The sequence below is a fragment of the Desulfomicrobium norvegicum genome, assembly GCF_900114595.1.
Lineage (GTDB): Bacteria > Desulfobacterota > Desulfovibrionia > Desulfovibrionales > Desulfomicrobiaceae > Desulfomicrobium > Desulfomicrobium macestii.
Genome location: NZ_FOTO01000005.1, coordinates 147,772 through 172,691 on the forward strand (window position 1 = coordinate 147,772; position 24,920 = coordinate 172,691).

The following is a 24,920-nucleotide window of genomic DNA, read 5'->3' on the forward strand; positions in this document are numbered from 1 at the left end:
CATGAATATCGCCTGGATGGCCTGGACGCCTGTCACGGCAGGTTTTTTCACGTTCATCGTGCTCATGCTCATCAGCATGACCATCTGGCAGATCATCTCTCCGAGCATTGCCCGCCGGGGATTTCTGCCCATCGTCACCACCCGTGGAGACCGTCTGTTCATAAGCCTTCTGGGCAGCGCATACATCCATCTGGCCTGGCTTGGCCTGACGGATCTGGCTGTCTGGATCGCTACCATGATATCCGTGCTTTTTCTTGTCACCGTCATGCGCTGGGGTTGAGATCAGGACACCTGCGCGGTGCAGCGAGGAAGGCGGAAACGGCGTTTTGGGGTTTGTTGGAATAACCGCAAATGGAGGTCCGTATGCAAGTTCGACGTGTACTCTTAACCGGAATGCTCATCGTGGCGTTCCTGGGCGTCACCACCCTTGGCTTTGCCGACGAGGCAGCCCAGAAGGCGGCGGCGAAAAAATGGATCGAAGAGGAGTTTCAGCCTTCGACGCTCAGCAAGGATGAGCAGATGAAGGAAATGGAATGGTTCATGAAGGCTGCCGCCCCGTTCAAGGGCATGGAGATCAAAGTCGTCTCCGAAACGATTCCCACTCATGAATACGAGTCCAAGGTCCTGGCCAAGGCCTTCTATGACATCACCGGCATCAAGGTCACCCATGACCTGATCCAGGAAGGCGACGTCATCGAAAAGCTGCAGGTTCAGATGCAGTCCGGCGAAAACGTCTTTGACGGTTACGTCAACGACTCGGACCTCATCGGCACCCATTTCCGCTATGGCGCCGTGGTCAACCTGACCGACTGGATGGCTGGCGAAGGCAAGGACGTGACCCTGCCGACCCTCGACATCGACGACTTCATGGGCAAATCCTTCACCACCGGTCCCGACGGCAAGCTCTATCAGCTGCCCGACCAGCAGTTCGCGAACCTTTACTGGTTCCGTTACGACTGGTTCCAGAAGCCCGAGCTCAAAGAAAAGTTCAAGGCCAAATACGGCTATGAACTGGGCGTGCCGGTCAACTGGTCCGCTTACGAAGACATCGCCGAGTTCTTCACCAACGACGTGAAAGAAATCGACGGCAAGGCCATCTACGGTCACATGGACTACGGCAAGAAGGCTCCCGATCTTGGCTGGCGTTTCACCGATGCTTGGCTGAGCATGGCCGGCGCCGGTGACAAGGGCATCCCCAACGGCGTGCCTGTCGATGAGTGGGGCATCCGCGTGGACGGCTGCCGTCCCGTCGGCGCCAGCGTCTCCCGTGGCGGCGCCGCCAACGGCCCGGCCGCCAAGTACGCCCTGCGCAAGTACATGGACTGGCTGCGTCTCTACGCACCTCCCGGCGCCCTGGGCATGGACTTCTACCAGTCCCTGCCGAGTCTCGCCAAGGGCAACGTCGCCCAGCAGATCTTCTGGTACACCGCCTTCACCGCCTCCATGGTCGAGAAAGGCACCCCGGTGGTCAACGAGGACGGCACCCCGAAATGGCGCATGGCTCCCTCACCCCACGGCCCGTACTGGGAAGAAGGACAGAAGCTCGGCTATCAGGACTGCGGTTCCTGGACTCTCCTGAAGAGCACTCCTGTTGACCGCCGCAAGGCCGCCTGGCTCTTCGCCCAGTTCTGCGTGGCCAAGAGCACCTCTCTGAAAAAGGCTCATGTCGGCCTGAACCCTGTCCGCGACTCCGACATCCGCCACCAGTCCTTCACCGACCGCGCGCCCATGCTCGGCGGTCTGGTTGAGTTCTATCGCAGCCCGGCCCGCGTGGCCTGGACGCCCACCGGCACCAACGTGCCCGATTACCCCAAACTGGCACAGCTGTGGTGGCAGAACATCGGTGAGGCCGTCTCCGGCGAAGTCACCCCTGAAACCGCCATGGACAACCTGGCCGCCGAACAGGACAAGATCCTGGAACGCCTTGAGCGCGCCAATGTGCAGGGCGAATGCGGTCCGAAGATGAACGAGCCCCGGGACGAGCAGTACTGGCTCGACCAGCCCGGCGCTCCCAAGCCCAAGCTCGAAAACGAAAAGCCCAAGGGCGAAACGGTCGACTACGACCAGCTGATCCAGGCCTGGAAGGCCGGAAAGGTCAAATAACCTCCAGGGCACGGCAACACACGGGGGAGCGTCTTCGGATGCTCCCTTTTTTGTTGTCGCGGGCATGTGCGAGGGGGTATGCAGGCCAAGGCGGCGGGGCGGCGGACGCGACAAAATTTCGGCACGGGGGAAGAGCATGACGTATTCGGCGATTGCGGAAATCCTGGTCATCGGCAACGAGATTCTCATTGGCGACATCCAGGATACCAACACGAGCTGGCTGTGCGGGCTGATCAATTCCAGGGGAGGGCACGTGGCGCGCGGGACCATGCTGCGCGACAACGTGGACGAGATCGCGGCAGAGGTCGGGCGCGCCCTTGAACGCGGGGCGGACGTCATCTTCACTTCCGGCGGGCTCGGCCCCACGGCCGACGATCTGACCCTGGCTGCGGTGGCCCGGGGCCTTGGGCTGCCGCTGGAACTGCACCCCGAAGCCTTGCGCATGGTCAAGGAGCAGTACGACAATTTTCACGCCCGGGGCATCATGGCCCAGGGCGGACTCAACCCCGGCCGCGAAAAAATGACCTGGCTGCCCAAGGGTGGCGTGCCGCTCTTCAATCCGGGAGGGACCGCGCCCGGCGTGCTGGTTCGAAAAGGCCGGACCTGCGTCATCTCGCTGCCGGGAGTGCCCTCGGAACTCAAAGGCATCATCGAAGTCTCCCTGCAGGATTTCATGCAGCAGACCTTCGGCGACGGAGGCTCCCTCGGCACGGCGCTGCGCGTGCTCTGCAACGACGAATCCATTCTGGAGCCGGTCCTTGGCAGGGTGGTTCCAAGGCATCCCGGAGTCTACATCAAGTCCCTGGCCTCGACCGTGGGCATGACCCCGGAACTGGACATCACCCTGACCGTCACCGGCGGCAGGGCTGAAGAGCGCACGGCGCTTCTGAAGGCGGCGGTGGAGGAGTTGTCCCGGGGGCTGACGGAGGATGGGATCGGGTTCAGGGAAAGGGCGTGAACCGGAAAAAAGCGGAAAAAGGCATGGATTCCCGCCTTCGCGGGAATGACACGGCAGCGACACGTGAATACGCAGTCGGTCCGGGAGCTGCCCCGGCACGCCACCACGGCGTCATCCCCGCGAATGTTTGCCCGGCATGGGCAGGCGGGGATCCATCCTCCCGACCTGCCGGACAATGACGCTCAATAATGGTACGTCCTGCCCGCCATGATGGTCGTGGCCCGGAAGAGCTGCTCGTAAAGCACCACCTGGGCCAGCTCGTGGGGCATGGTCAGGGGGCTCAGGCTGAGCTGGACCTGGGACCGGGCCAGAAGCTCCGGCGACAGCCCCATGGCTCCGCCGATGACGAAGCAGCAATCCCCGACGGGATTTTCAAGCAGCGGGCGCAAAAACGAGGCGAAATCCACCGAAGTGAACAGCCTGCCCGTCTCGTGCAGGGCCACGAGGGCGTCCTTGGGGCCAATTTTTTCCAGAATGCGCAAGGATTCAAGGCGTTTTCTTTCCGCTCCCTCGGCCTGCGGGCAATCCTTGACATTCTGGACATCGATGCGCACGACAGGCGTAAGCATTTTCGCGTAGTGGGCTATCGCCTCAAGGTAGTATTTTTTCTTTATTTTACCGACAGTTATGATTTTGAGTCTGTACATGTTCCTCCGGGATTTCTGCGGATTCTTCACCGTCGAATCGGGCTTTTCATGTTTTTTTGCGTTTGCGTCGAGGGATTGATTTTCAATAAAATCAAGGGCAATGATACAGCATTGCCTATCGTTGCCTCCCGGAATATTCCGGTCCGGCAGCGGGTCATGGATAAATTTCCAGCCACGGTCTTTGGAGGTGTTGCATGAACAGCAAGGTAGGACAAGGCGATCAGGACGCGAAAGTTGAGCGGACAGCGGAAGATTCCAGTCTGCTCATTGCCTGCGACAACGACGGCAAGAAGGTCGTGCGCAAATCTTTTCGCGTGCCGGTGCCTCACGGGCTGGTGACCATGAACCATGACGGACTGAAGCACTCCGTCAAGGACCTGTCCATGTACGGAATCGGGCTCTCCGTGACGAGTCCCGACGCTTTCGTGATCGGCAGTGTTCTTAGCGACGTGCAGATCGTCTTTCCCGACCGTTCGTTTCACGTCGATGTCCGCATCGTGCATATCTCCCCTTACGAAGGAGAGACTCTCATTTGCGGCATGGAGATAATTAATACCCATGATTCCGGTTATATAGACTGGATGACGCGGGTGGTCTCCGAAATCAAGAGTTCCGTCCTTTCAAGCGTCACCAAACCTTCCTGAAGCGGGAAAGCAGATGAGCACAAGCGAGCAACACGACATTCTCGGCGAACTTTTTCGGGAAGACAGGAACCTTGCGGCCGTGCCCGGCCTCGAAGAACTCGATTCTCTGATTCACGCCTGCCTGGCGCCGACGGCTCCGCGCCCCGCGACCGGAAAAAAAGTCCTGCCGCTCAAGTCCAAGGCCGGGGCGAGCAGAAAAAAGACGACCCATTATCTGCGCGAAGACGTGTTCGACGGCTTGACCCAGGCCAAGGTGATCCTGAAGCGGTTGCTGCCCGAAGGAGCCAAAGGCAGGGCGTCCAAATCCAATCTGGTCAATTATGCGGTCAATACTCTGCTCAGGGAAATCGAGGAAAAGGGCGTTGATAGCCCCATCATCAAGAGAATCCTCGAAAAAAAATGAAGTAACGGCAGGAGGCTGTCAATGAAGGTGATCTGTCCGCAGTGCAAGAAAGAGCACAACATCGATGAATCAAAGATCCCTGCGGGCGCCACGGTGGCGCAGTGCAGGGCCTGCGGCCATCGATTTTCGCTTTTTGAACCGGCCCCTGAAGAGCAAGCGCCAAAACCCGGACCGCGCAGGATCGGCGTGACCCTGAGCAAGGGCGGGGTGGGCAAAACCACCACCTCCGTCAATTTGGCCGCCGGCCTGGCCCTGGCCGGGTACAAGGTGCTTTTGGTCGATACGGACACCCAGGGACAGGCTTCCTATCTGCTGGGGCAAAAGCCCCAGGTCGGACTGACGGAACTGGTCACGGGCGAGTTGCCTGCCTCCGAAACCATTGTCCAGGCTCGGGAAAATTTATGGCTGCTGGCCGGTGGAAGAGCCCTGGCAGGCGTGAAGCGCATGATCGACCGCAAGGATTTCGGCGGCGAGCTGACCCTGGTCGAGGCTCTGGAACCCATTGAAAAGGATTATGATTTCGTCATAGTGGACACTTCGCCGGGATGGGATCCGCTGACGGTCAATGTCCTTTTCTATGTCTATGAACTCATTACCCCCGTATCCCTTGAAGTCATGACACTTCAAGGATTGGTTGAATTCTTGAAGAGCCTTTCGTCCATCCAGAAATATCGCACCGAAGTGACCCTGAACTACATCCTGCCGACATTTCTGGACAAGCGCATCAAGAATCCCGACGCCATCCTGGAAAAACTCAAGGACCTGTACGGGGAATATGTCTGCACGCCCATCCGCTACAATGTCCGGCTCTCGGAATCCCCGGCGTACGGCAAGACAATTTTCGAATACGCCCCGGGTTCCCACGGTTCGCAGGACTACCGTGACCTGGTGCGCAAGATCACCGGACGTCCGGAACTGTTCGCCTGAGATGTGCCGCATTGCATTTGAAATCCCTGCGTATTCGCGTGCGCAGGGATTTTTGCTTCATGAAAACCGGCCTGTTGCCGGATCGCCGCACGGGGTTTCCCCCCTTTTGCGGGCCAAGAGGTTGATGTGCCCAGAACTTTGATCATAGCCGAAAAGCCCTCCGTGGCCCGCGAACTGGCCGGTGTCCTTGGCGTCAAGGGACGCGGGGAGGGATTTCTGCAAGGGCCGGAGCATGTGGTCACCTGGGCCGTGGGGCATCTGGTCAACATCGCCGAACCCGCCGAGCAGAACCAGGCCTGGTCCGGGCGCTGGTCCATGCGCCAACTGCCCATGCTGCCTTCCCGCTTCACGCTGGGAATCCTTCCGACCACGGCCAGGCAGTACGAGATCATCCGCAAATTTCTGCTCGATGACGACATCGAGGCCGTGGTCAACGCCACGGACGCGGGGCGGGAGGGGGAACTCATCTTCCGCCGCATCTATCTGCTGGCCGGGAGCACCAAGCCGATAAAGCGCCTCTGGGCCAACGACATGACCGAAAAAGGCCTGCAAAAGGCCTTCGCGAACATGGTCAGCGGAGAGGAAAAAAGAAATCTGGGACACGCCGCCTTTGCCCGGGCCGAGGCCGACTGGCTGGTGGGCATGAATTTTTCCCGACTCTTCACCCTGCGCGCGGGCAGCCTCATCACCGTCGGACGGGTTCAGACGCCGGTTCTCAAACTGCTGGTCGAACGCAGGCGCGAGATCGAAAATTTCGTGCCTCGGGATTACTGGACCGTGGAAGGCGAATTCGCGCATCAGGCCGAGACGTTCAAGGCGACCTGGTTCGCGGCTCCGGATTTCAAGGATTCCAAGATTTGGCAGGTGGAGGAAGGGCAGACGGTGGTCCAGGCCTGCGTCGGAAGGGATGGAGAGGTCCTTGAAATGGAAAAGAAGAAGGGCAGGCAAAAGCCGCCGCTTCTTTTTGACCTGACCAATCTGCAAAAAGAAGCCAACTCGCGTCTTGGTTTTTCGGCTCAGCAGACGCTCTCCATCGCCCAGGATCTCTACGAGAAGAGAAAGCTGATCACCTATCCGCGTACGGACTCACGGTATTTGACCCGGGAGCTTTTCGCCGAATGCCTGGACAACATGCGCGCGGTGTACGCCCATTTTCCTGAAATTTCCCAGGCGGCCGCCGCCAACATCAAGGCCGGAAAGAAAAAATTCGAATGCGTCAACGACAAGAAGGTCTCGGATCACCACGCCATCATCCCCACGGCCCTGCGCGCCAACCCGGCCACGCTGGGCAAGGAGGAGTGGGCCATCTACGAAATGATCTGCAGACGTTTCGCGGCGGCCTTCATGGATGACGCCACCTTTTCCGGTTCGACCCTGTGGATCGGGGTGGAAGGGCATCGCTACCGGGCCACGGGCAAGATATTCCATGACAAGGGCTGGCTTGAAGCCGAACCCTGGCGCGCCTCCGAGGACAATCCCCTGCCGAATTTGCGCAAAGGGGCGGCCGTCACGGCCCAGAACCTGGAGTTGGTCGCGCACAAGACCAAGCCTCCGGCGCATTTCACCGACGCCACGCTTCTTGCGGCCATGGAAACGGCGGGCAAGCTCATCGACGACGAGGAGCTCCGGGACGCCATGAAAGAGCGCGGCCTCGGCACTCCGGCCACTCGCGCCCAGATCATCGAGACCCTGCTCGCCAGGAAATACATCGGCAAGGACGGCAAGCGTCTCGTGGCTACGGATCTTGGCTGCTGGGCGGTGGACGTGGTCTGCTCCATGATCCCGCAGGTGGCTTCGCCCGAACTGACCGGCGAATGGGAAAAGAGACTCAAGGAAATGGAGCAGGGCGGATATGCGTATGGCGTCTTCATGCATCAGGTCCGGGAGATGGTCAGTACCGGAGTGAACCGGGTCAAGGGCAGCAACGCACGCCCGCCCGCGTGTCCGGTGGTTTCGGACAGACGGACGAACAAAGAGGTGAACCCATGAGTTCCATTCTGATCGTGGATTCGGACGGCAAGGCCCTGTCCGTCATGCAGCGCAGGCTGCGCAGGAATTTCGAGGCTCACATCGCCCTTGGACCACGCAGCGGCCTGCAGCGGATCAGGGAAGAGGGGCCGTATGCGCTGGTCATGGCCGAATTTTCCATGCCGGAGATGGACGGTGTCGATTTTCTGGCCGAGGTCGGAAGATTGAGTCCGGAGAGCGCTCGCGTGCTCATGAGCCGCACTCCCATGGACGTCGCGAATCTGGTGCGGGCGATCAACGAGGGCAAGGTCCATCACGTGCTGTCCGCATCCTGCGAGGATGAGGCGCTGATCGCAGTCGTCCAGGAAGGCGTCAACCGATACAAGCGCATATCGGCTTCGATCGGAAACATGCAGGAGGTCCATGCCATCTTCGCCAAAGCCGTGCATGAGCTTGTCTGCTGGCTGCGTGCCGACGTGCGCGGGGTCATCAGCCCTTTGCTGCCCCTGCTCCGAGACCTTGGGCAGAAGGCGGGCAATCCGAGACCCACGGTCACCGAGACCGCGCTTCTGCTTTCGATCATCGGGCTTATCGTCCTGCCGCCGGCCTTGCTGGAGAAAATAGTCCAGGGCGGATCACTCAGTGACGATGAGCTGCTGGCGCTCGCGGGCCATCCGGAACATGCCGTGGAATGGGTCAGGCACCTGCCGCAATTGACGGAAGTCGCGGATGTTCTCCGGGATTACGCCAATGCCTTGCATCTGACTTTGCTGCCCAAGACGGCGGAACCTTTGGAGCGGCCGGTCATATCCACTGAAGGCACGCTTCTGGCCATGGTCATGGAATATCGCCTGGGCGGCTATGCGCGGCTTGAGACTCCCGGTATTCTGGACCGCATGCGTCGCGGCAGCATCTATTCCAAGGCCCAGGTCAAGGCCTTGGAAACGGTGCTTATGGCGCTTGATCAGGACGAGGTCGAGATCGGTCTGGACAGTCTGGCGCCGGGAATGGTGCTGTCCAGGGCCGTCATCGGCACCCGGGACGCCGTTGAAGTCGTCATGGTTCCGGAAGGATACGAGTTGTCCCGCACGACCATTGTCTTTCTGCGCCAGTCGGCACGCCATGGCCAGGTCCGGGAACCTTTTTTCGTGCGAAAGCTGAGCGTCATTCCTCAAGAAGGTAATGATACCGCTTGAGATTGGAGTACGTCCATTCCAGAATTTTCTGCATCTCCGCCGTGACCCCCTCGGTGTGAACCTGGCCCTGATAATGGTTCAGATAATAGGCCAGAGTTCCCGCATCTTCTTGATATACCAGAACAATTGAATACTGAGAGGCTATGCCCGGGCGATCCGGAAATTCGGCCTGGGTAAGCACGTTGAGGACGAATTTCTTCTTGTTCGAGACTTTGAGTTCAAAAAGCTTGCTGGCGATGACCTCTTCCTTGAGCTTGTACGAAAGCAGGGTGCCGCTTTGGTCGGAGCCCCGACTCTGGATGTCCAGGGGGAATTTGCCCGACGAGTCATCCTTCGGGATGTCGGCCGCCGGTATGGTCTTGGGCTGTTGTTCCTGCACGGGCCGTGCGATGCCGGGGGTTGAATTGTCCTGGGTCTCGGCCCACACGGGCAAGGCGACAAACAACACAGTCAAGACGATCAAGAGGGTCGGAGCGCATTTCATGGGAAGACCTCGTGTTGTGGATTCATCAAGTCACGGTTCAACTTCATAACAAAAGAGAAGCGACATAGGCAATGGCCTGACATTGCTCAACCTTGGTTTTCTTAAAGTTAACATAATTTTCATTATGAGACAAAAGAAAGTGGATGCGCGGAGTGGTTTGGGAGCGCTCCAATAGGCTTGATGGACCGGAATAAACCGAATGGATCACCTGCGAAGACGCACACCAAAAAAAACGGACCGGCGTTTCCGCGCCGATCCGGTCGATCAAGATATCTTAGTTGGGCATGTCCCGGGTCCATCAGTCCATGCCTGTCCGTCCCAGTCCTTGCCAGTCCATCAACTCCGCAGCACTCCGCAAAGTCCATTTCAGTTCATCAAGTCCACAAGGCCAACACCCGGCCTCATTTCCCGGCTTTCTTCTCCCAGTCCTTGAGAAACGCGGCAATGCCCTTGTCCGTCAAGGGATGGTCAATGAGTTGCTTCAGGATCTTGAACGGCACCGTGGCGATGTGGGCTCCCGCCATGGCCGCGTCCAGGACATGCAAGGGGCTGCGTATGCTGGCCGCGATGATGCGGGTTGAAAAGCCGTAATTGGCGTAGATGCCCATAATCTGGTGCACCAGTTCCATGCCGTCCTGTCCGACATCATCGAGGCGTCCCAGGAACGGGCTGACGTAGGCCGCACCCGCCTTGGCCGCAAGCAAGGCCTGGGCGGCGGAGAAAACCAGGGTAACGTTGGTCTCAATGTCCTTGGATTTCAAGATGCGCACAGCTTTGAGGCCTTCGGCCGTCATGGGCACCTTGACCACGACATTGGGTCCGAACTGCATCAGCTCCTTGGCTTCACGGACCATGCCCTCGGCATCGAGCGCGATGACCTCAAGGCTGACAGGCCCCGGTACCAGCTTGCAAATCTGTCCGGCGATGTCGCGCCAGTCATCGGCTTCCTTGCTCATGAGCGAAGGGTTGGTGGTCACTCCATCCACGAGCCCCATTTCCATGGCAGCCTTGATCTCGGTCAAGTTAGCGGTATCAATGAAGAATTGCATGCTTACCTCCCCCTGGCAGACCGTTCAAGAAATGGTGAGATGCATGGAAGCCAAATAATCCAGGACGCGCAGCGGATTGCGCATACATGAGCGGACTGGATTTTTTCCCTGGCGCAGCAGCTCGCCTTTTTCAAAGGCCTGAGAATTTGGATTTATTCAACAGCCAGCTAGTCGATCATTTTCAGATATTTGTCCCGGCATTCATAACTGCAGAAACAGCGTACCTCTTCACCTTCCTTGATGCGGATGTCCGAATCCTTGGAAACGTAGGTTCCGCAGATGGGATCCTTGACCAGCACGCCTTCCTTGGCCAGCTTCTCTTCCTGCTTGTTTTTGACCTCGACCTTCTTCTTCTTGTCATTGGTCACGAGTTTGTAAAGGATGAAGCACACGGCAGCCAGAATGACAAATTTAAGCATTATTCACCTCGGGGAATGGCGTTTGTGGCCTGCAGAATCCGATCGCCATCAAGGCGATACGGAAGCCGGGACAGCCACTGTGATGGACAAAGGTCCCGGATGCGGATTTCCGGAGCCAGGTGCATGAGCGGAACGAGCACGAACGCCCTTTCGAGCATTCGCGGATGAGGAATCTGCAGGCGTGGCGAATCCCACTCCACGTCACCGTAGAGAAGGAGGTCGATATCGATGATCCGTGGCCCCCAGTGAGTCGTGCGAATTCGGCCCATGCGCGATTCGATGTCGGCCAGGACGTCGAGCAGTTCTTCGGGGGAATACGGGGCGCGGACGAAAATACGCGTCACGCAGTTGGCAAACCAGTCCTGGTCGCGCATCCCCTGCGGCTCCGTCCGGAAAATCGGGGACACGGCGTCCACCTCAAGACCGGGGGCATCATGCAGGGCTTTGACGGCTTGATGGACATTGGCCACCGGGTCCCCCATGTTGGACCCCAGGCCGAGATATGCGTGAGAGGCGCTTGGTTTGGTCATTGGTTGAAAAAGCTACCTTTTTCAGCTTGTGCAGGCAAGGGGCCAGATGTACCTTGCCGGGAATGCACGAAGAAATCGACGCTTACCTCCAGCACCTGACCGTCATTCGCGGCTTGGCCGAAAAAACCGTCGAAGCGTATGGTTCGGATCTGCTTTTCTTCCGGGAATTTCTCACCGATCTTGGCGGCACCCTCGACAAGGTCGATGAACACACCCTCTTCCTTTATATGGTGCATCTGCGGCGAAAAGGGCTCAAGAACACGTCGATGGCCCGCAACCTCTCAAGTTTGCGCGGGTTTTTCGATTTTATGGTGCAGGAGCGCCTGCTTGATTCCAGTCCCGCCGCCCTGCTGGACAGCCCCAAGCTGGTCCGCAAGCTGCCCGAAGTCCTGTCCCGGGAAGAGGTCACCGCCCTTTTGAACCGCCCTGTCATGAACGTCCGCCTGGGTTTTCGGGACCGGACCATGCTTGAGCTGCTCTATGCCTGCGGGCTGCGCGTGTCCGAACTGGTCTCTCTTGCGATCCCCGACTTCGACCCCCAGGCCGGGCTGCTGCGCGTCCTCGGCAAGGGCAGCAAGGAGCGCTATGTGCCCCTGCACGAGTCCGCGGTCAGCCTGCTGCTCTCGTACCTGCAGCACTGGCGCCCTCTTTTCGGTCCCAAGACCGACACCATATTTCTCAATCGTTCGGGCCTGGGGCTTTCCCGTCAGGGCGTGTGGAAGCTTTTGAGCCGCTACGCTCTGGAGGCCGGGATAAACCGTCCGGTTTCGCCGCACACCCTGCGCCACTCCTTTGCAACGCACCTGCTCGAAGGCGGTGCCGATCTGCGCACCCTGCAGATCCTGCTCGGCCACAGCGACATCATGGCCACGGAAATCTACACCCACGTGCAGTCCGCCCGCATGGCCGCCCTGCACCGCAAATTTCACCCCCGGTCCTGAAATGACCCCCGAAACCCCTTTCAACACGGTCATCACCTGCCACGCCAACGCGGATTTCGACGCCCTGGCCGCCATGATCGCGGTCAGCAAGCTCTATCCAGGCGCCGCTCTGGTCTTCCCGGGCACCCAGGAAAGTTCGCTCAAGGATTATTTCATCCAGAGCGCCATGTATCTCTTCAATTTCAAGAGCCTGAAAGATCTTGATTTGAATGCGGTGCGACTTCTGGTGGTCGTGGACACCAGGCAACGCTCGCGGCTTGCGCACGTTGAGCCCCTTTTTGCCTTGCCGGACCTTCAGATCCATCTCTACGACCACCATCCGGCCACCGATGACGCGCTCGATGCGAGCCTCGACATCTATGAGGCCTGGGGGGCGACCACGTCCATTATCGTCGCGAAACTCAAGGATAAAGCCCTGACGGTCAGTCCCGACGAAGCCACGATCATGGGCCTTGGCATCTTCGAGGACACGGGCGGGTTCACTTTCAAGTCCACCACCGAACACGATTTCGAAGCCGCGGCCTGGCTTCGGACCATGGGCATGGACCTTGACGTCATCCGCGACATCATGAGCCGCGAACTGTCCACGGAGCAGGTCGCCATCCTGTCCGAGCTCATCGACTCCGCCACCACCCACACCATAAACGGCGTCGACATCGTCATCGCCGAGGTCGTGCTGGACACGTATGTCGGAGATTTCGCCCTGCTCACCCACAAGCTCATGGACATGGAGAACATCCGCGTGCTCTTTGCCATCGGCCACATGGGCGACCGCATCCAGCTCGTGGCCCGCAGCAAGGTTCAGGAAGTGGATGTGGGCGTGGTCTGTTCGTCTTTCGGCGGCGGCGGCCACGCCTACGCGGCGTCGGCCTCCATCAAGGATCGCACCATTTCTCAGGTAAAGGATGAGCTTTTCGCACTGCTCTACTCGCTCATAAATCCCCAGATGGTGGTCAGGGATTTCATGTCCTCGCCCGTGGTCCGCATAAAGGCCACCCAGAGTGTGGTCCAGGCGGCGGAGGTCATGATCCGCTACGGGCTAAAAGCCCTGCCCGTGGTCGAATACGGCGACCAGGTCTGCGGCATCATCGAGAACAGCGTGGCCGAAAAGGCCGTCGGGCACGGCCTTGGAGACGAGCGGGTCACGGAGTACATGCTCGAGGATTTTCATTTCGTGACCGAGGACCAGGACCTCTACCAGGTCATGGAGATCATCCTGGGGCATCGCCAGCGCCTCGTCCCTGTGCTGCGCGGACAGGAACTGGTCGGGGTCATCACGCGCACGGACCTGATCAATCTCATGGTCCAGGAGCCGGCCCGCATCCCCGAGTCCCTGCTTTCGGACAAGCGCCAGGAGAAGAACATCCGCCAGATATTGCTGGAGCGCCTGCCCAAGGACATCGTCTCCCTGCTTCAGCTTGCCGGGCAGACCGGACAGGAGCTTGATGTAGCGGTCTACGCCGTGGGCGGATTCGTGCGCGACATGTTGCTCGGCATCCCCAACGACGACATCGACCTCGTGGTCGAAGGCGACGGCATCGCCTTCGCCCAGGATCTCGGGCGCAAGCTCGGGGCGCGGGTACGGCCGCATTTGAAATTCCGCACCGCGGTGCTCATCCTGCCCGGCGGCCAGAAGATCGACGTAGCCACGGCCCGCCTCGAATACTACGAGTATCCGGCCGCCCTGCCCATCGTCGAACTCTCGTCGCTGAAGATGGACCTGTACCGCCGCGATTTTTCCATCAACACCCTGGCCATCCACCTCTGCCCGCCCCACTTCGGGCGCCTGGTGGATTTTTTTGGCGGTCAGCAGGACATCAAGGACGGGATCATACGGGTCCTGCATTCCCTGTCCTTCGTGGAAGACCCGACGCGGATCATCCGCGCCATCCGATTCGAGCAGCGTTTCCAGTTCAAGATCGGCGGACAGACCGAGCGGCTCATCAAAAACGCCGTGCGCCTGAACATATTCCAGAAGCTCTCCGGAGCGCGCATCCGGCACGAACTGCGCCTTTTGGCCGAGGACAGCGCGCCGCTGGACGCCTTCATCCGTATGCGTGACCTGGGCCTTTTGCAGGAGATCCACCCCCTGCTCCATTTCCCGCAGACCAAGGAAGCCCTGCTGGAAGAGATCGAGCGGGTCATCACCTGGTACAAGCTGCTCTTCCGCGAGGAGGCCCCGGACATCTGGATCGTCTATTTTCTCGGGCTGGTGTCGGGCTTCGACACGCATCAGGTCCAGGCCCTGACCTCGCGGCTCAGGTTCCCGCCCAAGCGGATCGAACTGGTGGAGTCCACCCGTCGCCAGCTGCGCTATGTGGCCATGCAGCTGGCGCAGTGGGGAAAGAACGAGGGGTCCGCGGCCGACCTGTACGACATCCTCTCCCCCCTGTCCCTGGAGGGCCTCCTGTACACCATGGCCAAGCAGCGCAAGCTGGAGCTTAAAAAAGCCGTCTCCCACTACCTGACTCATTTGCAGGACGTGGGCATCCTGGTCACCGGATCCGATATCAAGAAAATGGGTCTGGAACCGGGTCCCAGATTCGCGAACATTCTGCGTGCGGTGAAGCGGGCCGTCCTGAACGGGGAAGTGCGCACCCGTGAAGATCAACTGAAGTACGCCAGGCGCATGGCCGCGTCACTCCAGGGGCAGGAGCCCAAAGCCGTTTCTTGACCAAAGCGGGGCAATTCTTTAACGATTTTATGTCATTTTGGTCTGTCGGACAATTTTTCGGGAAATCATCATTTTACCAGCTTTGGAGGACGTATGCGTACACGGATTGCACTTGTTTTGCTGGCTCTTTTTCTCATGGCCGGAAATGCCCTGGCCAAGGATGTCGTTTTTGCGGTGGATGCCACCTATCCGCCGATGGAAATGATCGACGCCGACAAGAACATCGTCGGTTTTGGTCCCGAGGTCGTCGTTGCCATGGGCAAGGCCGGCGGATTCAACCCGATTCTCAAGAACACCGCATGGGACGGCATCTTCGCGGGACTTGCTTCCGGCAAGTACGACGCCATCGCCTCCTCGGTCTCCATCACCGACGAGCGCAAGCAGAACATGGATTTTTCCGATCCCTATTTTGAAGTGAAGCAGGGCGTCATCGTGCCCAAGGGCTCGGGCATCGCCTCCGTTGCCGACCTTGCCGGCAAGACCGTTGCCTCCCAGATGGGCACCACCGGCTACTTTCTGTGCAAGAAGATCGAAGGCGCCACCGCCAAGTCCTATGACGAAATCGGCCTGGCCGTGGAAGATCTCTACAACGGCCGTATCGATGCCGTCATCGCCGACGACGCCGTCGCCTCCAACTACGCACTGCAGCATGAGCAGTATTCCCAGAAGCTGACCCTGGCCTTTCTGATCGCCCCCGAATCCCCGGAATACCTGGGTTTTGCCGTAAACAAGGGCAACAAGGAAATCGTCGATCTGATCAACTCCTCCCTGGCCGCCATCAAGGCCAGCGGCGAGTACGACAAGATCTACGCAAAATGGTTCGGAGCCAAATAATGTCATGACCGGGGCAAACGCCCCGGTTTTCCTTTTTTTTTCAGCGATTACGACAAGGCCAGTCATGAACCCACAATTTTCCAAAAAAGCTGTCAAGATCGACATCGGCGACGGCGCGGCCATCCCCCTGAAAAAGGACTCGGGCCTCTTCAACGCTTGGTGGCTCACCTTTTTTGGCGCCATCGGCATCATCATCTATCTGTGCGTGACACAGCCCGAGCCATACTGGCGGATTCTGCAATTTCTTCCCGACGGCGTCCTGGTCACCTTCCAGGTCACGTTCCTGTCCATCATGCTCTCCCTTGTGCTTGGGCTCATTACAGGTCTTGGCCGGCTGTCCCGCAACAAGGTCCTGAACCTGATCGCCTCGACCTACGTGGAAGTCATCCGAGGAATCCCGCTGCTGGTGCAGCTGTTCTACATCTATTTCGCCCTGGGACGGCTTGAGCTCTTCAAGGATCTTCCGCCCATGGCCGCGGCTGTGCTCGCCATGGGCATCTGTTACGGCGCCTACATGGGCGAAGTATTCAGGGCGGGCATCGACTCCATCGACAAGGGACAGGCCGAAGCTGCCAGATCCCTGGGTTTCAATCGTCTCCAGACCATGATGTACGTAGTCCTGCCTCAGGCCTGGCGGACCATCCTGCCGCCGGTGGGCAACGAGTTCATCGCTCTTTTGAAAGACAGCTCCCTGGTCTCCATTCTGGCCGTGTCGGACCTGTTGCGCCGAGGCCGGGAATTCGCCAGCGAATCCTTTCTGTACTTCGAGGCTTACACCATGGTGGCCCTGGTCTATCTGGTCATCACGCTCTTCTTGTCCAAGGCCGTCAGTAAAATGGAGCAGAGGTTGAATTATTATGAACGGGACTAGGCCCATCATCGAAATCAAGAACGTCTACAAGTTCTTTGGCCAGTTGCAGGCATTAAACGACGTCAGCCTGTCCATCAATTCCGGAGAAAAGGTGGTCATCATCGGTCCCAGCGGATCGGGAAAGTCCACCCTGCTGCGTTCCATCAACCGCCTGGAAACCATTGACAGCGGAAGCATCGTGGTCGACGGACAGGATATCAACGCCAAGGATAACGATATCAACCTGATCCGCCAGGAGCTGGGCATGGTTTTCCAGAGCTTCAACCTGTTTCCGCACAAGACGGTGCTTGGCAACCTGACCATGGCACCCATGAAGCTGAAAAAAGTGCCGGAGCTTGAGGCCAAGAAACGGGCTCTCGCGCTGCTCGACAAAGTCGGCATCCGGGAGAAGGCCGAGGTTTATCCAGCCATGCTTTCCGGCGGGCAGCAGCAGCGCGTGGCCATTGCCCGGGCGCTGGCCATGAACCCCAAGATCATGCTCTTCGACGAACCGACCTCCGCCCTGGACCCCGAAATGATCGGCGAGGTCCTGGACGTCATGGTCACCCTGGCCAGGGAGGGCATGACCATGGTCGTAGTGACCCACGAGATGGGTTTTGCCCGCGAAGTGGCGGACCGGGTCATTTTCATGGATCACGGCCAGATCGTCGAGACCGGAACTCCGGAGCATTTCTTCACCAGCCCCGAACATCCGCGCACCAAAAAATTCCTGAGCCAGATCCTTTAGACATGAAAACACTGCACGCGCCATGGCGCATCAACTACATTCTCGGCCCAAAGCCCGACAGCTGCGTCTTCTGCCTGCCCGAATCCACGGACGGCGACGAGGAACGCTTCGTACTGCACCGCGCCGAGAACTGTTTCGTCATCATGAACATCTTTCCCTACTCCAGCGGGCACCTCATGGTCACCCCGTATCGGCACGTCAGCAACATCACCGAGCTCGACACGAGGGAAAGTCATGAGATCATGGACTATGTACAAAAGTGCTCTTTTATCTTAGAGCAGGCTTTCAATCCGCACGGAATCAACATCGGCGTGAACATCGGCGAGGCGGCCGGCGCCGGGATCAAGGAGCATCTTCATGTGCACCTTGTGCCGCGCTGGAACGGAGACCACTCCTTCATGGCCGTCATGTCGGAAACAAGCGTTCTGCCCGAGCATTTGCGCTCGACATACAAGCGCTTGAAGCCCTTTTTCAACAACCTTCAACGGTAGAGGTGATACGGATGCGATATCTCAAAGTGCTGGGCCTGGTAGCCCTTTTCTTTTTCTCCATGCTCTTCTTTGTCCAGAACCATGAGATCCTGATTCAGGAACTGGCGCTGGAGCTCAAGGTTTTCGGCTGGCACTACCAGACTGAGGCAGTGCCCTTCTACCTGATCATCCTCATGGCTTTCGTGATCGGTTCCCTGCTCTGCACGTTCTATTTCTTCCTGGAAAAAATCCGCCTGTCCAAGCAGTGCCGCCAGTACAAGAAGGAAGTGGACGCCCTGGAACGTGAAGTCGCGTCCCTGCGTCCCAAGACCATGGATGAGTACACCACCACGGAATCCACCGAAAACATCCAGAACTAGCACATCTGGAACGATCCGTCGTCCACTCTGCTGTCGTGCGTCCCAAGGATCATCCCTTCGGGACGCAATTTTTTTCCTCATACCGGGTAGCTCATGCATAACAAAATACTCACCGCCCTTGAATCCAAGCGCCACTGGCTCATCACCGGCGTTGCCGGATTCATCGGTTCCAATCTGCTGGAAACCCTGCTGCGCCACGATCAGCAGGTCACGGGTCTGGACAATTTTTCCACCGGCCACAGACACAATCTAGGCGAAGTCCAAAGCAGCGTGACTCCCGAACAGTGGGCCCGCTTCCGCTTCATCGAAGGCGATATCCGGGACCTGCCCGCCTGCATGGAAGCCTGCCGGGGCGTGGACTACGTCCTGCATCAGGCCGCGCTCGGCTCGGTGCCCCGCTCCATCGTCGATCCCCTGCTGACCAACGCCAACAACGTGACCGGCTTTCTGAACATGCTCGTCGCCGCCAAGGACAGCAAGGTCACGCGCTTCGTGTATGCGGCCTCAAGCTCCACCTATGGCGATCATCCCGGCCTGCCCAAGGTCGAGGAGACCATCGGCAAGCCGCTGTCTCCCTACGCCGTGACCAAGTACGTCAACGAGCTCTATGCCGATGTTTTTTTAAGGACCTACGGCATGGACAGCGTGGGTCTGCGCTACTTCAACGTCTTTGGAAAGCGGCAGGATCCCGAGGGCGCCTACGCGGCGGTCATCCCCAAATGGTTCGCGGGTCTGCTGCGCCAAGAGACCGTGTGGATCAACGGCGACGGCGAAACGAGCCGCGACTTCTGCTTCATCGACAATTGCGTGCAGGCCAACATCCTGGCAGCATGCGCCACGGCTCCTGAAGTGGCCGGAAGCGTATTCAACGTCGCCTTTGGCCAGCGCACCACCCTTGGCGAGCTTTTTTATCTCATCCGCGACGAGGCCGCCAAGTTCAAGCCGGCCTGCGCCGAAGCGCAGCCCTCCCACCGGGATTTCCGGGCCGGGGATGTGCGCCATTCCCTGGCGGATATTTCCAGGAGCCGCAGGCTGCTCGGCTACGACCCTGCCTTTGGCGTCCGCGACGGACTGGCCCGGGCCGGAGAGTGGTACGCCCGGCACCTGGGCTGATTGATTGAAAAATTACAGCGAGTTGGACTGCAATAAAATGTTGGGGGCAAACAAATGCAATGGCTAAGGTCCCTTTTGGGACTGCGCGACGATCACACCGACCTCTTTTCGCCCGTGCCGCCCAATCCGGCCCTGGACGCCCTGGCCGCCATCGACGACCTTTCGCGGGCCATGCGCAACCATCATGGAGCGATCGAGATCTGCTCGGCACTGGGCAACCTCTACCGCATGCGCGGGGAGCTTGACCGGGCCATTCAAATGCGCAGCTCCCTTCTGCAACGCGCGGATCTCGGCCGCGAGGATCAGTCCCGGATCTATTTCGAGCTCGGCCGCGACTATTCCCGGGCGGGCATCCTCGACCGCGCCCAGGAGGCCCTGCACAAGTGTCGCGATATCGGCGGCGACAATCCCGCCCTGGAGCTGGAGCTGGCCCTTCTGCATGCCAAGGGAGGGGATTTTCTGGCCGCCAGCCGCCAATACAGGAAAATGGGACTCGACCTGCAGGCTGCGCATTACCTGGTCCGGGCCGCCACGACCGGAACCGAGGCCGCTGACCAGGGCCTGTTGGCGGAAGCCCGGGAGATCTATCCCGCCTCTCCCGAGGCCTGGCTGGAAGGGATCATGTTTCAGATCAGCCGCGAATCCTGGGACGATGTCATCGCGCTGCTCGATCAGGGACTGGGATCGGTCGGCACGCATCTGGGCTTCGTGCTGCTCGATCCCCTGCTCGACTACGAGGATTCGGGCGTGCCGGTGAAGGCCATCCTGCCCGCGGCGCATCTGGACGCCTTGCTGGCCGTCATTGACAGGCACCCTCCGGAACTTGCCCCGCTGCATTACGCCGGATGCCTGCTGCGCGCCCACGGCCGCGTCGAGGAGGCCAAGACCTGGCAGGAGAAAACCCTGCTCATGAGTCCGGCCTTCTGGCCCGCCCGCCTGGAGCTTCTGACCATGTCCCTGCCCGAGCAGCAGATGACTCCGGTGTTCGAATTTCAGCTGGAATTCCTGCTGCGCCGCGCACGCGAGGCGAAACGCTTTGTTTGCGCCCGCTGCGGATTGAAACGCGGCCAGATCTTCTTCTGCTGTCCCAAGTGCATGTCCTGGCACTCCATAACCATCCGCCAGCTCCTGAGCGACGAAGCGTCATGAACACGGTCAAGGTCACGCCCATGATGGAGCAGTACCTGCGGGTCAAGGGAGAATATCCGGGCACCCTCGTGTTTTTCCGCATGGGAGATTTTTTCGAACTCTTCTTCGAGGACGCCGAAATCGCGGCCCGGGAGCTGCAGATCACGCTCACCAGCCGCAACCCCGGCGCGGAAAACCCCGTGCCCATGTGCGGGATGCCGCATCACGCCATCGACGAATATCTGCGCCAGCTGTTGGACAAGGGCTACAAGGTGGCCCTGTGCGATCAGGTCGAGGACCCCAAGCAAGCCAAGGGACTGGTCAAGCGCGAAGTGACCCGGGTGCTGACCCCTGGCACCGTGGTCGAGGACATGAACCTCGACGCCAAGGGCCACAATTTTCTGGGCGCCCTGTACTGGGAAGCCGACCTGGGCGGCGGGCTGGCCTGGGTCGATTTTTCCACCGGGGCCTGGTCGGGCATCCAGACCAAAAGCGAGGCCGTGCTCTGGCAGTGGCTGGCCAAGATGAACCCGCGCGAGCTGCTCCTGACCGAAACCCAGGCCCTGCCCAAGGGACTTGAGCAGTGGCAGGCCAAGCTTTCGCGCTATCCGCAAAAATCCTATTTCGACGAGCGCGGGGCCCGGGACAAGATCCTGCGCGCGCAGGCCGTCCCAACCCTGCAGACCCTCGACCTTGACGACAAGCCCGCCCTGATCCGCTGTTGCGGCGCGCTGCTGACCTATCTGGAGCTGACCCAGAAGCGCGACCTGAGCCATCTTGCGCCCTTCACCCCTCTGGATCTCTCCGCCACCCTGCTTCTGGACGAGGTCACCGAGCGCAATCTGGAGCTTTTCAGAACCATGGACGGAAGCAAGGGGCGCGGCACCCTCTGGCAGGTACTGGACCAGACCCAGACTCCCATGGGCGGCAGGCTGCTGGAAACCAGAATGCACCAGCCCTTCAAGGATCTCGGAAGCATCCTGCCCGTGCAGGAGCTGGTCGCCTATCTGCACGACGGCGATATGATCCGCGAGGATCTGCGCCGGGCGCTGGACAAGGTCTACGATTTGGAGCGCCTGTGCACGCGCATTGTCGTCAACCGCTCGACACCCAAGGATTTCGCCGCGCTCAAGGCGTCGCTGGGCGTGCTGCCGCGCCTGCATCAGACCCTGCTTGAACTCGAATCTCCGCCGCCAAGGCTTGGCGCACTGCTGCGCGACTGGGATGATCTGGACGACGTGCACGGCCTGCTGGCCCGCGCGCTGGCCGATTCCCTGCCGCCGGTCATCACCGAAGGGGGGCTCTTCAGGCCGGGCTATGACGCGGCCCTCGACGAGCTCATGGACCTGACCGATCACGGCGAGACGGCCTTGGCGGACATGCTCGAACGCGAGCGCACGGCCTGCGACATCCCCAAGCTCAAGCTCGGGTACACCAAGGTCTTCGGATACTATTTCGAACTGAGCCGGGCCGTCGCGGCCGAACCACCTGCCCACTTCATACGCCGCCAGACCCTGGTCAACGCCGAGCGCTACATCACCGAGGAGCTTAAACTCCTGGAGGAGAAGCTCCTGAGCGCCTCTGATCGGCGTAAGACCTACGAATACCAGCTTTTTCTCGCCCTGCGCGAGGAAGTGGCCGGGCACCGCTCCCGTTTCATGCACATGGCCAAAATCCTGGCCGAGCTTGATTGCGCCCAGGGGCTCGCCCATGCCGCGCGCAAATGGGAATGGAGCAGGCCCGAGCTGCACGACGGGCTTGAAATCGCCATCAAGGGCGGACGACATCCTGTGGTCGAGGCGGTGCAGGGCCGCTCGGGCTACATTCCCAACGACCTGACCCTGGACGACTCGGGCCGGGTGCTGCTCATCACCGGACCGAACATGGCCGGTAAATCGACGGTGCTGCGTCAGGTGGCGCTCATCTGCATCCTGGCCCAGATGGGCGGGTTCGTTCCCGCCGCCAAGGCCCGGCTTGGACTTTGCGACCGCATTTTTTCCCGGGTCGGCGCATCGGACAACCTGGCCATGGGCCAATCGACCTTCATGGTCGAAATGACGGAGACGGCACGCATCCTGCGGCAGGCGGGCAAGCGCTCCCTGGTCATCCTGGATGAGATCGGACGGGGCACGAGCACTTTCGACGGTCTGTCCCTGGCCTGGGCCGTGGCCGAGGAACTGGCCCGGCGTCAGGGCGGAATCCGCACCCTTTTCGCGACGCATTACCACGAGCTGACCGTCCTTGAGGAACGCTTGCCCGGGGTGCGCAATTACAATATCGCCATCAAGGAATGGAAGGGCGACATCGTCTTTTTGCGCCGCATGGTCCCGGGGCCCGCAGACCGCAGCTACGGCATCGAGGTTGCCCGGCTGGCAGGCGTCCCGGCCTCGGTCGTGACCCGGGCCAAGGAAATCCTGGCGGTGCTGGAGCGACACGCTCCCGGCGGGGCCAAGCGCAACGACTTCATCAGTCGACAGGTCTCCCTGCCCGGTCTGACCAAGGCGGCGGTCCCGCAAAAGCCACCCGAGGAACACGAGGTTCTGAAGGCCCTGAAACAACTCAACGTCAACGAGCTTTCGCCCCTGGACGCACTCACCCTGCTCCACCAGTGGAAAGCAATGGCAGGATTGTCATGAAACGCACTCTTTTCCTGTTTCTTGTTCTCATGCTCGCCGCCTGCGGCAAAAAGGAATGGCCGCAGCCCATCGTCAGCGATGAGATGATCCAGATCAATCACATGGAGGCCCGCATGGAAGAGGGCTGCGTGCTGATCAATGCCAAGCTGGGCGGACGGCTGGTCAACCTTGAATATTTCATGGTCGAGATCGAGCAGGACGGCTGTCCCACCTGTCCGTTCACTCCGTCCTTCGTACGCAAATACTACCCCTACAGCTCCGGGGTGTACCGCCAGGAAAACAGCTACATCTTCACCATCTGCGAACCACTGCCGGGCCAGACCCTGCGCATCCGCCTCAAGGCGGACAACACGCACCAGATCATCTCCCCGGCGCTGTCCGAAATCATCACCCTGACCCCATCCGCCCCCTAATCCCCCAAAGGAGAACATACATGCACTATTTTCAATACAGGAATGGTCAACTTCACGCCGAGGACATCGCCGTGGCCGATCTGGTCTATGAATACGGCACTCCGCTCTACATCTATTCCGCGACGACTTTAAAGCGCCACTACAAGGCCTTCGATTCCGCCTTCGAGGGCATCGACCACCTGACCTGCTACTCGGTCAAGGCCAACTCCAACCTGAGCTTCCTCAAGATTCTGGCCCAGGAAGGCGCGGGCACGGACATCGTCTCCGGAGGCGAGCTTTTCCGGGCGCTCAGGGCCGGAGTGGACCCGAAGAAGATCGTCTATTCGGGTGTGGGCAAGAAGGTCGTCGAGATCCAGGAAGCCCTCTTCGCAGACATCCTCATGTTCAACGTGGAGTCCGTGCAGGAGCTTGAGCGCATCAACGAAGTGGCCGCCGGGCTGGACAAGGTCGCGCGTGTCAGCCTGCGCATCAACCCCGACGTGGACCCCAAGACCCACCCCTACGTCTCCACCGGCCTCAAGGAAAACAAGTTCGGCCTGTCCCGCCCCGACGCCCTTAAAGCATACGCCCTGGCCAAGAGCCTGCCCAATGTCGAACCCATCGGCATGGATTGCCACATCGGCTCCCAGCTGACCCAGCTTTCCCCCTTCATGGAAGCGCTGGACAAGCTCAAGGAATTTCATGGCCAGTTGCTGGAGATGGGCATCAAGATCAAGTACATGGACTTAGGAGGCGGCCTTGGCATCACCTACAACGAGGAAACCCCGCCGCACCCCGAGGAGCTTGGCAAGGCCCTGGTCGACTCTTTGAAGGATCTGGACGTGACCCTCATCCTCGAGCCCGGCCGTGTCATCGCCGGAAACACCGGCATCCTCGTGACCGAAGTGCAGTACACCAAGACCAACGAAGACAAGACATTCGTCATCGTCGACGCGGCCATGAACGACCTGGTTCGTCCCTCCCTGTACGGTTCCTACCACCGCATTGCTTCGGTGCGTGAAGGAAACGGCGAGGAAATGACCGCCGACGTGGTCGGCCCCATCTGCGAATCCGGCGATTTTCTGGCCAAGAACCGCACCTTCCCCAAGGTCGGCCAGGGCGATCTGCTGGCCGCCTTCTCGGCCGGAGCCTACGGGTTCGTCATGTCCTCGCAGTACAATTCCAGGGCTCGCGCCGCCGAGATCATGGTCGAGGGCGACAAGCACGTGGTTGTCCGCAAGCGCGAGGTCTACAACGACCTTGTGGCGTTGGAAGAGGATGGGCTGGCGTGCATCGGCCGACTGAAGAAATAGCCTTGCGGCTTGAATGAAAATCCCCCCGGCAGCTTCAGGCGGCCGGGGGGATTTTTTTGTGAAAGTGCGGAAAGCTTGTTCAGGGAGCCAGTCGAAGATGAATTTGGACTGGC

Annotated in this window: 25 protein-coding genes; 20 read left to right on the top strand and 5 right to left on the bottom strand. The window is 59.7% G+C overall.

The genetic code is table 11. The features are described 5' to 3' along the window. The first annotated feature begins 1 nt into the window (after position 1). The 3 genes from BMZ24_RS09650 to BMZ24_RS09660 all read left to right on the top strand — a co-directional run bounded on the left by BMZ24_RS09650 (position 2) and on the right by BMZ24_RS09660 (position 3,061). Positions 2–280, top strand: coding sequence for a DUF2160 domain-containing protein (locus tag BMZ24_RS09650; protein ID WP_092191694.1), 279 nt, complete (start codon positions 2–4; stop codon positions 278–280). Positions 281–363: 83 nt separating this feature from the next. Then, entirely contained in the window at positions 364–2,103 is a 1,740-nt protein-coding gene (locus tag BMZ24_RS09655; RefSeq protein ID WP_092191696.1) for an ABC transporter substrate-binding protein, read from the top strand. Positions 2,104–2,239: 136 nt separating this feature from the next. Next, on the top strand, positions 2,240–3,061 hold the full coding sequence (locus BMZ24_RS09660) for a competence/damage-inducible protein A (RefSeq protein ID WP_092191698.1): 822 nt from the start codon (positions 2,240–2,242) through the stop codon (positions 3,059–3,061). Positions 3,062–3,243: 182 nt separating this feature from the next. Here the strand turns inward: BMZ24_RS09660 and BMZ24_RS09665 are convergent, their stop codons facing one another. After that, on the bottom strand, positions 3,244–3,708 hold the full coding sequence (locus BMZ24_RS09665; RefSeq protein ID WP_092191700.1) for a 23S rRNA (pseudouridine(1915)-N(3))-methyltransferase RlmH: 465 nt from the start codon (positions 3,706–3,708) through the stop codon (positions 3,244–3,246). A gap of 194 nt (positions 3,709–3,902) precedes the next feature. Between BMZ24_RS09665 and BMZ24_RS09670 the strand changes: the two genes are divergently transcribed. From BMZ24_RS09670 to BMZ24_RS09690, 5 genes are all read left to right on the top strand, one after another. Beyond that, entirely contained in the window at positions 3,903–4,352 is a 450-nt protein-coding gene (locus BMZ24_RS09670) for a PilZ domain-containing protein (RefSeq protein ID WP_092191702.1), read from the top strand. Between the two features lie 13 nt (positions 4,353–4,365). Further along, on the top strand, positions 4,366–4,755 hold the full coding sequence (locus tag BMZ24_RS09675; RefSeq protein ID WP_092191704.1) for a hypothetical protein: 390 nt from the start codon (positions 4,366–4,368) through the stop codon (positions 4,753–4,755). A 21-nt stretch (positions 4,756–4,776) separates the two neighbouring features. Beyond that, the gene (locus tag BMZ24_RS09680; RefSeq protein ID WP_092191706.1) at positions 4,777–5,682 is read left to right on the top strand and encodes an AAA family ATPase; all 906 of its coding nucleotides are present in this window, start codon (positions 4,777–4,779) and stop codon (positions 5,680–5,682) included. Between the two features lie 126 nt (positions 5,683–5,808). Beyond that, positions 5,809–7,671: a DNA topoisomerase 3 gene (locus BMZ24_RS09685; protein ID WP_092191708.1), complete on the top strand. Its 1,863-nt coding sequence runs from the start codon at positions 5,809–5,811 to the stop codon at positions 7,669–7,671. After that, a complete protein-coding gene (locus tag BMZ24_RS09690) occupies positions 7,668–8,846 on the top strand; it encodes an HD domain-containing phosphohydrolase (protein WP_161949111.1) in 1,179 nt (392 codons plus the stop codon). The genes BMZ24_RS09685 and BMZ24_RS09690 overlap by 4 nt, the downstream gene beginning before the upstream one ends. Here BMZ24_RS09690 and BMZ24_RS09695 read toward each other — a convergent pair. The 4 genes from BMZ24_RS09695 to folK form a co-directional block, all read right to left on the bottom strand. Next, entirely contained in the window at positions 8,815–9,330 is a 516-nt protein-coding gene (locus BMZ24_RS09695) for a hypothetical protein (RefSeq protein WP_092191712.1), read from the bottom strand. The genes BMZ24_RS09690 and BMZ24_RS09695 overlap by 32 nt on opposite strands. Before the next feature lie 401 nt (positions 9,331–9,731). Continuing rightward, the gene (fsa, locus tag BMZ24_RS09700) at positions 9,732–10,379 is read right to left on the bottom strand and encodes a fructose-6-phosphate aldolase (protein WP_092191714.1); all 648 of its coding nucleotides are present in this window, start codon (positions 10,377–10,379) and stop codon (positions 9,732–9,734) included. 167 nt (positions 10,380–10,546) lie between these two features. Further along, complete coding sequence (locus tag BMZ24_RS09705) at positions 10,547–10,798, bottom strand: transcriptional regulator (RefSeq protein ID WP_092191716.1); 252 nt, start codon at positions 10,796–10,798, stop codon at positions 10,547–10,549. Beyond that, positions 10,798–11,328: a 2-amino-4-hydroxy-6-hydroxymethyldihydropteridine diphosphokinase gene (gene folK / locus BMZ24_RS09710; RefSeq protein ID WP_092191718.1), complete on the bottom strand. Its 531-nt coding sequence runs from the start codon at positions 11,326–11,328 to the stop codon at positions 10,798–10,800. Before folK ends, BMZ24_RS09705 begins: the two co-directional genes overlap by 1 nt. Positions 11,329–11,390: 62 nt before the next feature. On the opposite strand from folK, the gene xerD reads away from it, so the two are divergent. The 12 genes from xerD to lysA all read left to right on the top strand — a co-directional run bounded on the left by xerD (position 11,391) and on the right by lysA (position 24,807). Further along, positions 11,391–12,269 (top strand): site-specific tyrosine recombinase XerD, encoded by an 879-nt coding sequence (gene xerD / locus BMZ24_RS09715; protein ID WP_092191720.1) that lies wholly within the window; start codon positions 11,391–11,393, stop codon positions 12,267–12,269. 1 nt (position 12,270) lies between these two features. Next, positions 12,271–14,943 (top strand): CBS domain-containing protein, encoded by a 2,673-nt coding sequence (locus tag BMZ24_RS09720; RefSeq protein WP_092191722.1) that lies wholly within the window; start codon positions 12,271–12,273, stop codon positions 14,941–14,943. Between the two features lie 93 nt (positions 14,944–15,036). Continuing rightward, a complete protein-coding gene (locus tag BMZ24_RS09725) occupies positions 15,037–15,777 on the top strand; it encodes a basic amino acid ABC transporter substrate-binding protein (RefSeq protein ID WP_092191724.1) in 741 nt (246 codons plus the stop codon). 64 nt (positions 15,778–15,841) lie between these two features. Next, entirely contained in the window at positions 15,842–16,648 is an 807-nt protein-coding gene (locus tag BMZ24_RS09730) for an amino acid ABC transporter permease (protein ID WP_092191726.1), read from the top strand. Continuing rightward, entirely contained in the window at positions 16,635–17,375 is a 741-nt protein-coding gene (locus BMZ24_RS09735) for an amino acid ABC transporter ATP-binding protein (RefSeq protein ID WP_092191728.1), read from the top strand. The genes BMZ24_RS09730 and BMZ24_RS09735 overlap by 14 nt, the downstream gene beginning before the upstream one ends. 2 nt (positions 17,376–17,377) lie before the next feature. After that, positions 17,378–17,866, top strand: coding sequence for an HIT family protein (locus BMZ24_RS09740; RefSeq protein WP_092191730.1), 489 nt, complete (start codon positions 17,378–17,380; stop codon positions 17,864–17,866). 11 nt (positions 17,867–17,877) lie between these two features. Continuing rightward, complete coding sequence (locus BMZ24_RS09745; RefSeq protein ID WP_092191732.1) at positions 17,878–18,225, top strand: LapA family protein; 348 nt, start codon at positions 17,878–17,880, stop codon at positions 18,223–18,225. A 93-nt stretch (positions 18,226–18,318) separates the two neighbouring features. Beyond that, positions 18,319–19,338 (top strand): SDR family oxidoreductase, encoded by a 1,020-nt coding sequence (locus tag BMZ24_RS09750; protein ID WP_092191734.1) that lies wholly within the window; start codon positions 18,319–18,321, stop codon positions 19,336–19,338. Between the two features lie 54 nt (positions 19,339–19,392). Further along, entirely contained in the window at positions 19,393–20,487 is a 1,095-nt protein-coding gene (locus BMZ24_RS09755) for a tetratricopeptide repeat protein (RefSeq protein WP_143077869.1), read from the top strand. Beyond that, positions 20,484–23,102: a DNA mismatch repair protein MutS gene (gene mutS / locus BMZ24_RS09760; protein WP_092191738.1), complete on the top strand. Its 2,619-nt coding sequence runs from the start codon at positions 20,484–20,486 to the stop codon at positions 23,100–23,102. Before BMZ24_RS09755 ends, mutS begins: the two co-directional genes overlap by 4 nt. Beyond that, positions 23,099–23,515: a hypothetical protein gene (locus tag BMZ24_RS09765; RefSeq protein WP_092191740.1), complete on the top strand. Its 417-nt coding sequence runs from the start codon at positions 23,099–23,101 to the stop codon at positions 23,513–23,515. The genes mutS and BMZ24_RS09765 overlap by 4 nt, the downstream gene beginning before the upstream one ends. A gap of 20 nt (positions 23,516–23,535) precedes the next feature. Beyond that, positions 23,536–24,807: a diaminopimelate decarboxylase gene (gene lysA, locus BMZ24_RS09770; protein ID WP_092191742.1), complete on the top strand. Its 1,272-nt coding sequence runs from the start codon at positions 23,536–23,538 to the stop codon at positions 24,805–24,807. The last annotated feature ends 113 nt before the right edge of the window (positions 24,808–24,920 follow it).

Bases quoted from the DNA above. Each gene is read 5' to 3' on its own strand.
- BMZ24_RS09650 (WP_092191694.1), top strand. From the start codon at position 2: ATGAATATCGCCTGGATGGCCTGGACGCCTGTCACGGCAGGTTTTTTC.
- BMZ24_RS09655 (WP_092191696.1), top strand. From the start codon at position 364: ATGCAAGTTCGACGTGTACTCTTAACCGGAATGCTCATCGTGGCGTTC.
- BMZ24_RS09660 (WP_092191698.1), top strand. From the start codon at position 2,240: ATGACGTATTCGGCGATTGCGGAAATCCTGGTCATCGGCAACGAGATT.
- BMZ24_RS09665 (WP_092191700.1), bottom strand. From the start codon at position 3,708: ATGTACAGACTCAAAATCATAACTGTCGGTAAAATAAAGAAAAAATAC.
- BMZ24_RS09670 (WP_092191702.1), top strand. From the start codon at position 3,903: ATGAACAGCAAGGTAGGACAAGGCGATCAGGACGCGAAAGTTGAGCGG.
- BMZ24_RS09675 (WP_092191704.1), top strand. From the start codon at position 4,366: ATGAGCACAAGCGAGCAACACGACATTCTCGGCGAACTTTTTCGGGAA.
- BMZ24_RS09680 (WP_092191706.1), top strand. From the start codon at position 4,777: ATGAAGGTGATCTGTCCGCAGTGCAAGAAAGAGCACAACATCGATGAA.
- BMZ24_RS09690 (WP_161949111.1), top strand. From the start codon at position 7,668: ATGAGTTCCATTCTGATCGTGGATTCGGACGGCAAGGCCCTGTCCGTC.
- BMZ24_RS09695 (WP_092191712.1), bottom strand. From the start codon at position 9,330: ATGAAATGCGCTCCGACCCTCTTGATCGTCTTGACTGTGTTGTTTGTC.
- fsa (WP_092191714.1), bottom strand. From the start codon at position 10,379: ATGCAATTCTTCATTGATACCGCTAACTTGACCGAGATCAAGGCTGCC.
- BMZ24_RS09705 (WP_092191716.1), bottom strand. From the start codon at position 10,798: ATGCTTAAATTTGTCATTCTGGCTGCCGTGTGCTTCATCCTTTACAAA.
- folK (WP_092191718.1), bottom strand. From the start codon at position 11,328: ATGACCAAACCAAGCGCCTCTCACGCATATCTCGGCCTGGGGTCCAAC.
- xerD (WP_092191720.1), top strand. From the start codon at position 11,391: ATGCACGAAGAAATCGACGCTTACCTCCAGCACCTGACCGTCATTCGC.
- BMZ24_RS09720 (WP_092191722.1), top strand. From the start codon at position 12,271: ATGACCCCCGAAACCCCTTTCAACACGGTCATCACCTGCCACGCCAAC.
- BMZ24_RS09725 (WP_092191724.1), top strand. From the start codon at position 15,037: ATGCGTACACGGATTGCACTTGTTTTGCTGGCTCTTTTTCTCATGGCC.
- BMZ24_RS09730 (WP_092191726.1), top strand. From the start codon at position 15,842: ATGAACCCACAATTTTCCAAAAAAGCTGTCAAGATCGACATCGGCGAC.
- BMZ24_RS09735 (WP_092191728.1), top strand. From the start codon at position 16,635: ATGAACGGGACTAGGCCCATCATCGAAATCAAGAACGTCTACAAGTTC.
- BMZ24_RS09740 (WP_092191730.1), top strand. From the start codon at position 17,378: ATGAAAACACTGCACGCGCCATGGCGCATCAACTACATTCTCGGCCCA.
- BMZ24_RS09745 (WP_092191732.1), top strand. From the start codon at position 17,878: ATGCGATATCTCAAAGTGCTGGGCCTGGTAGCCCTTTTCTTTTTCTCC.
- BMZ24_RS09750 (WP_092191734.1), top strand. From the start codon at position 18,319: ATGCATAACAAAATACTCACCGCCCTTGAATCCAAGCGCCACTGGCTC.
- BMZ24_RS09755 (WP_143077869.1), top strand. From the start codon at position 19,393: ATGCAATGGCTAAGGTCCCTTTTGGGACTGCGCGACGATCACACCGAC.
- mutS (WP_092191738.1), top strand. From the start codon at position 20,484: ATGAACACGGTCAAGGTCACGCCCATGATGGAGCAGTACCTGCGGGTC.
- BMZ24_RS09765 (WP_092191740.1), top strand. From the start codon at position 23,099: ATGAAACGCACTCTTTTCCTGTTTCTTGTTCTCATGCTCGCCGCCTGC.
- lysA (WP_092191742.1), top strand. From the start codon at position 23,536: ATGCACTATTTTCAATACAGGAATGGTCAACTTCACGCCGAGGACATC.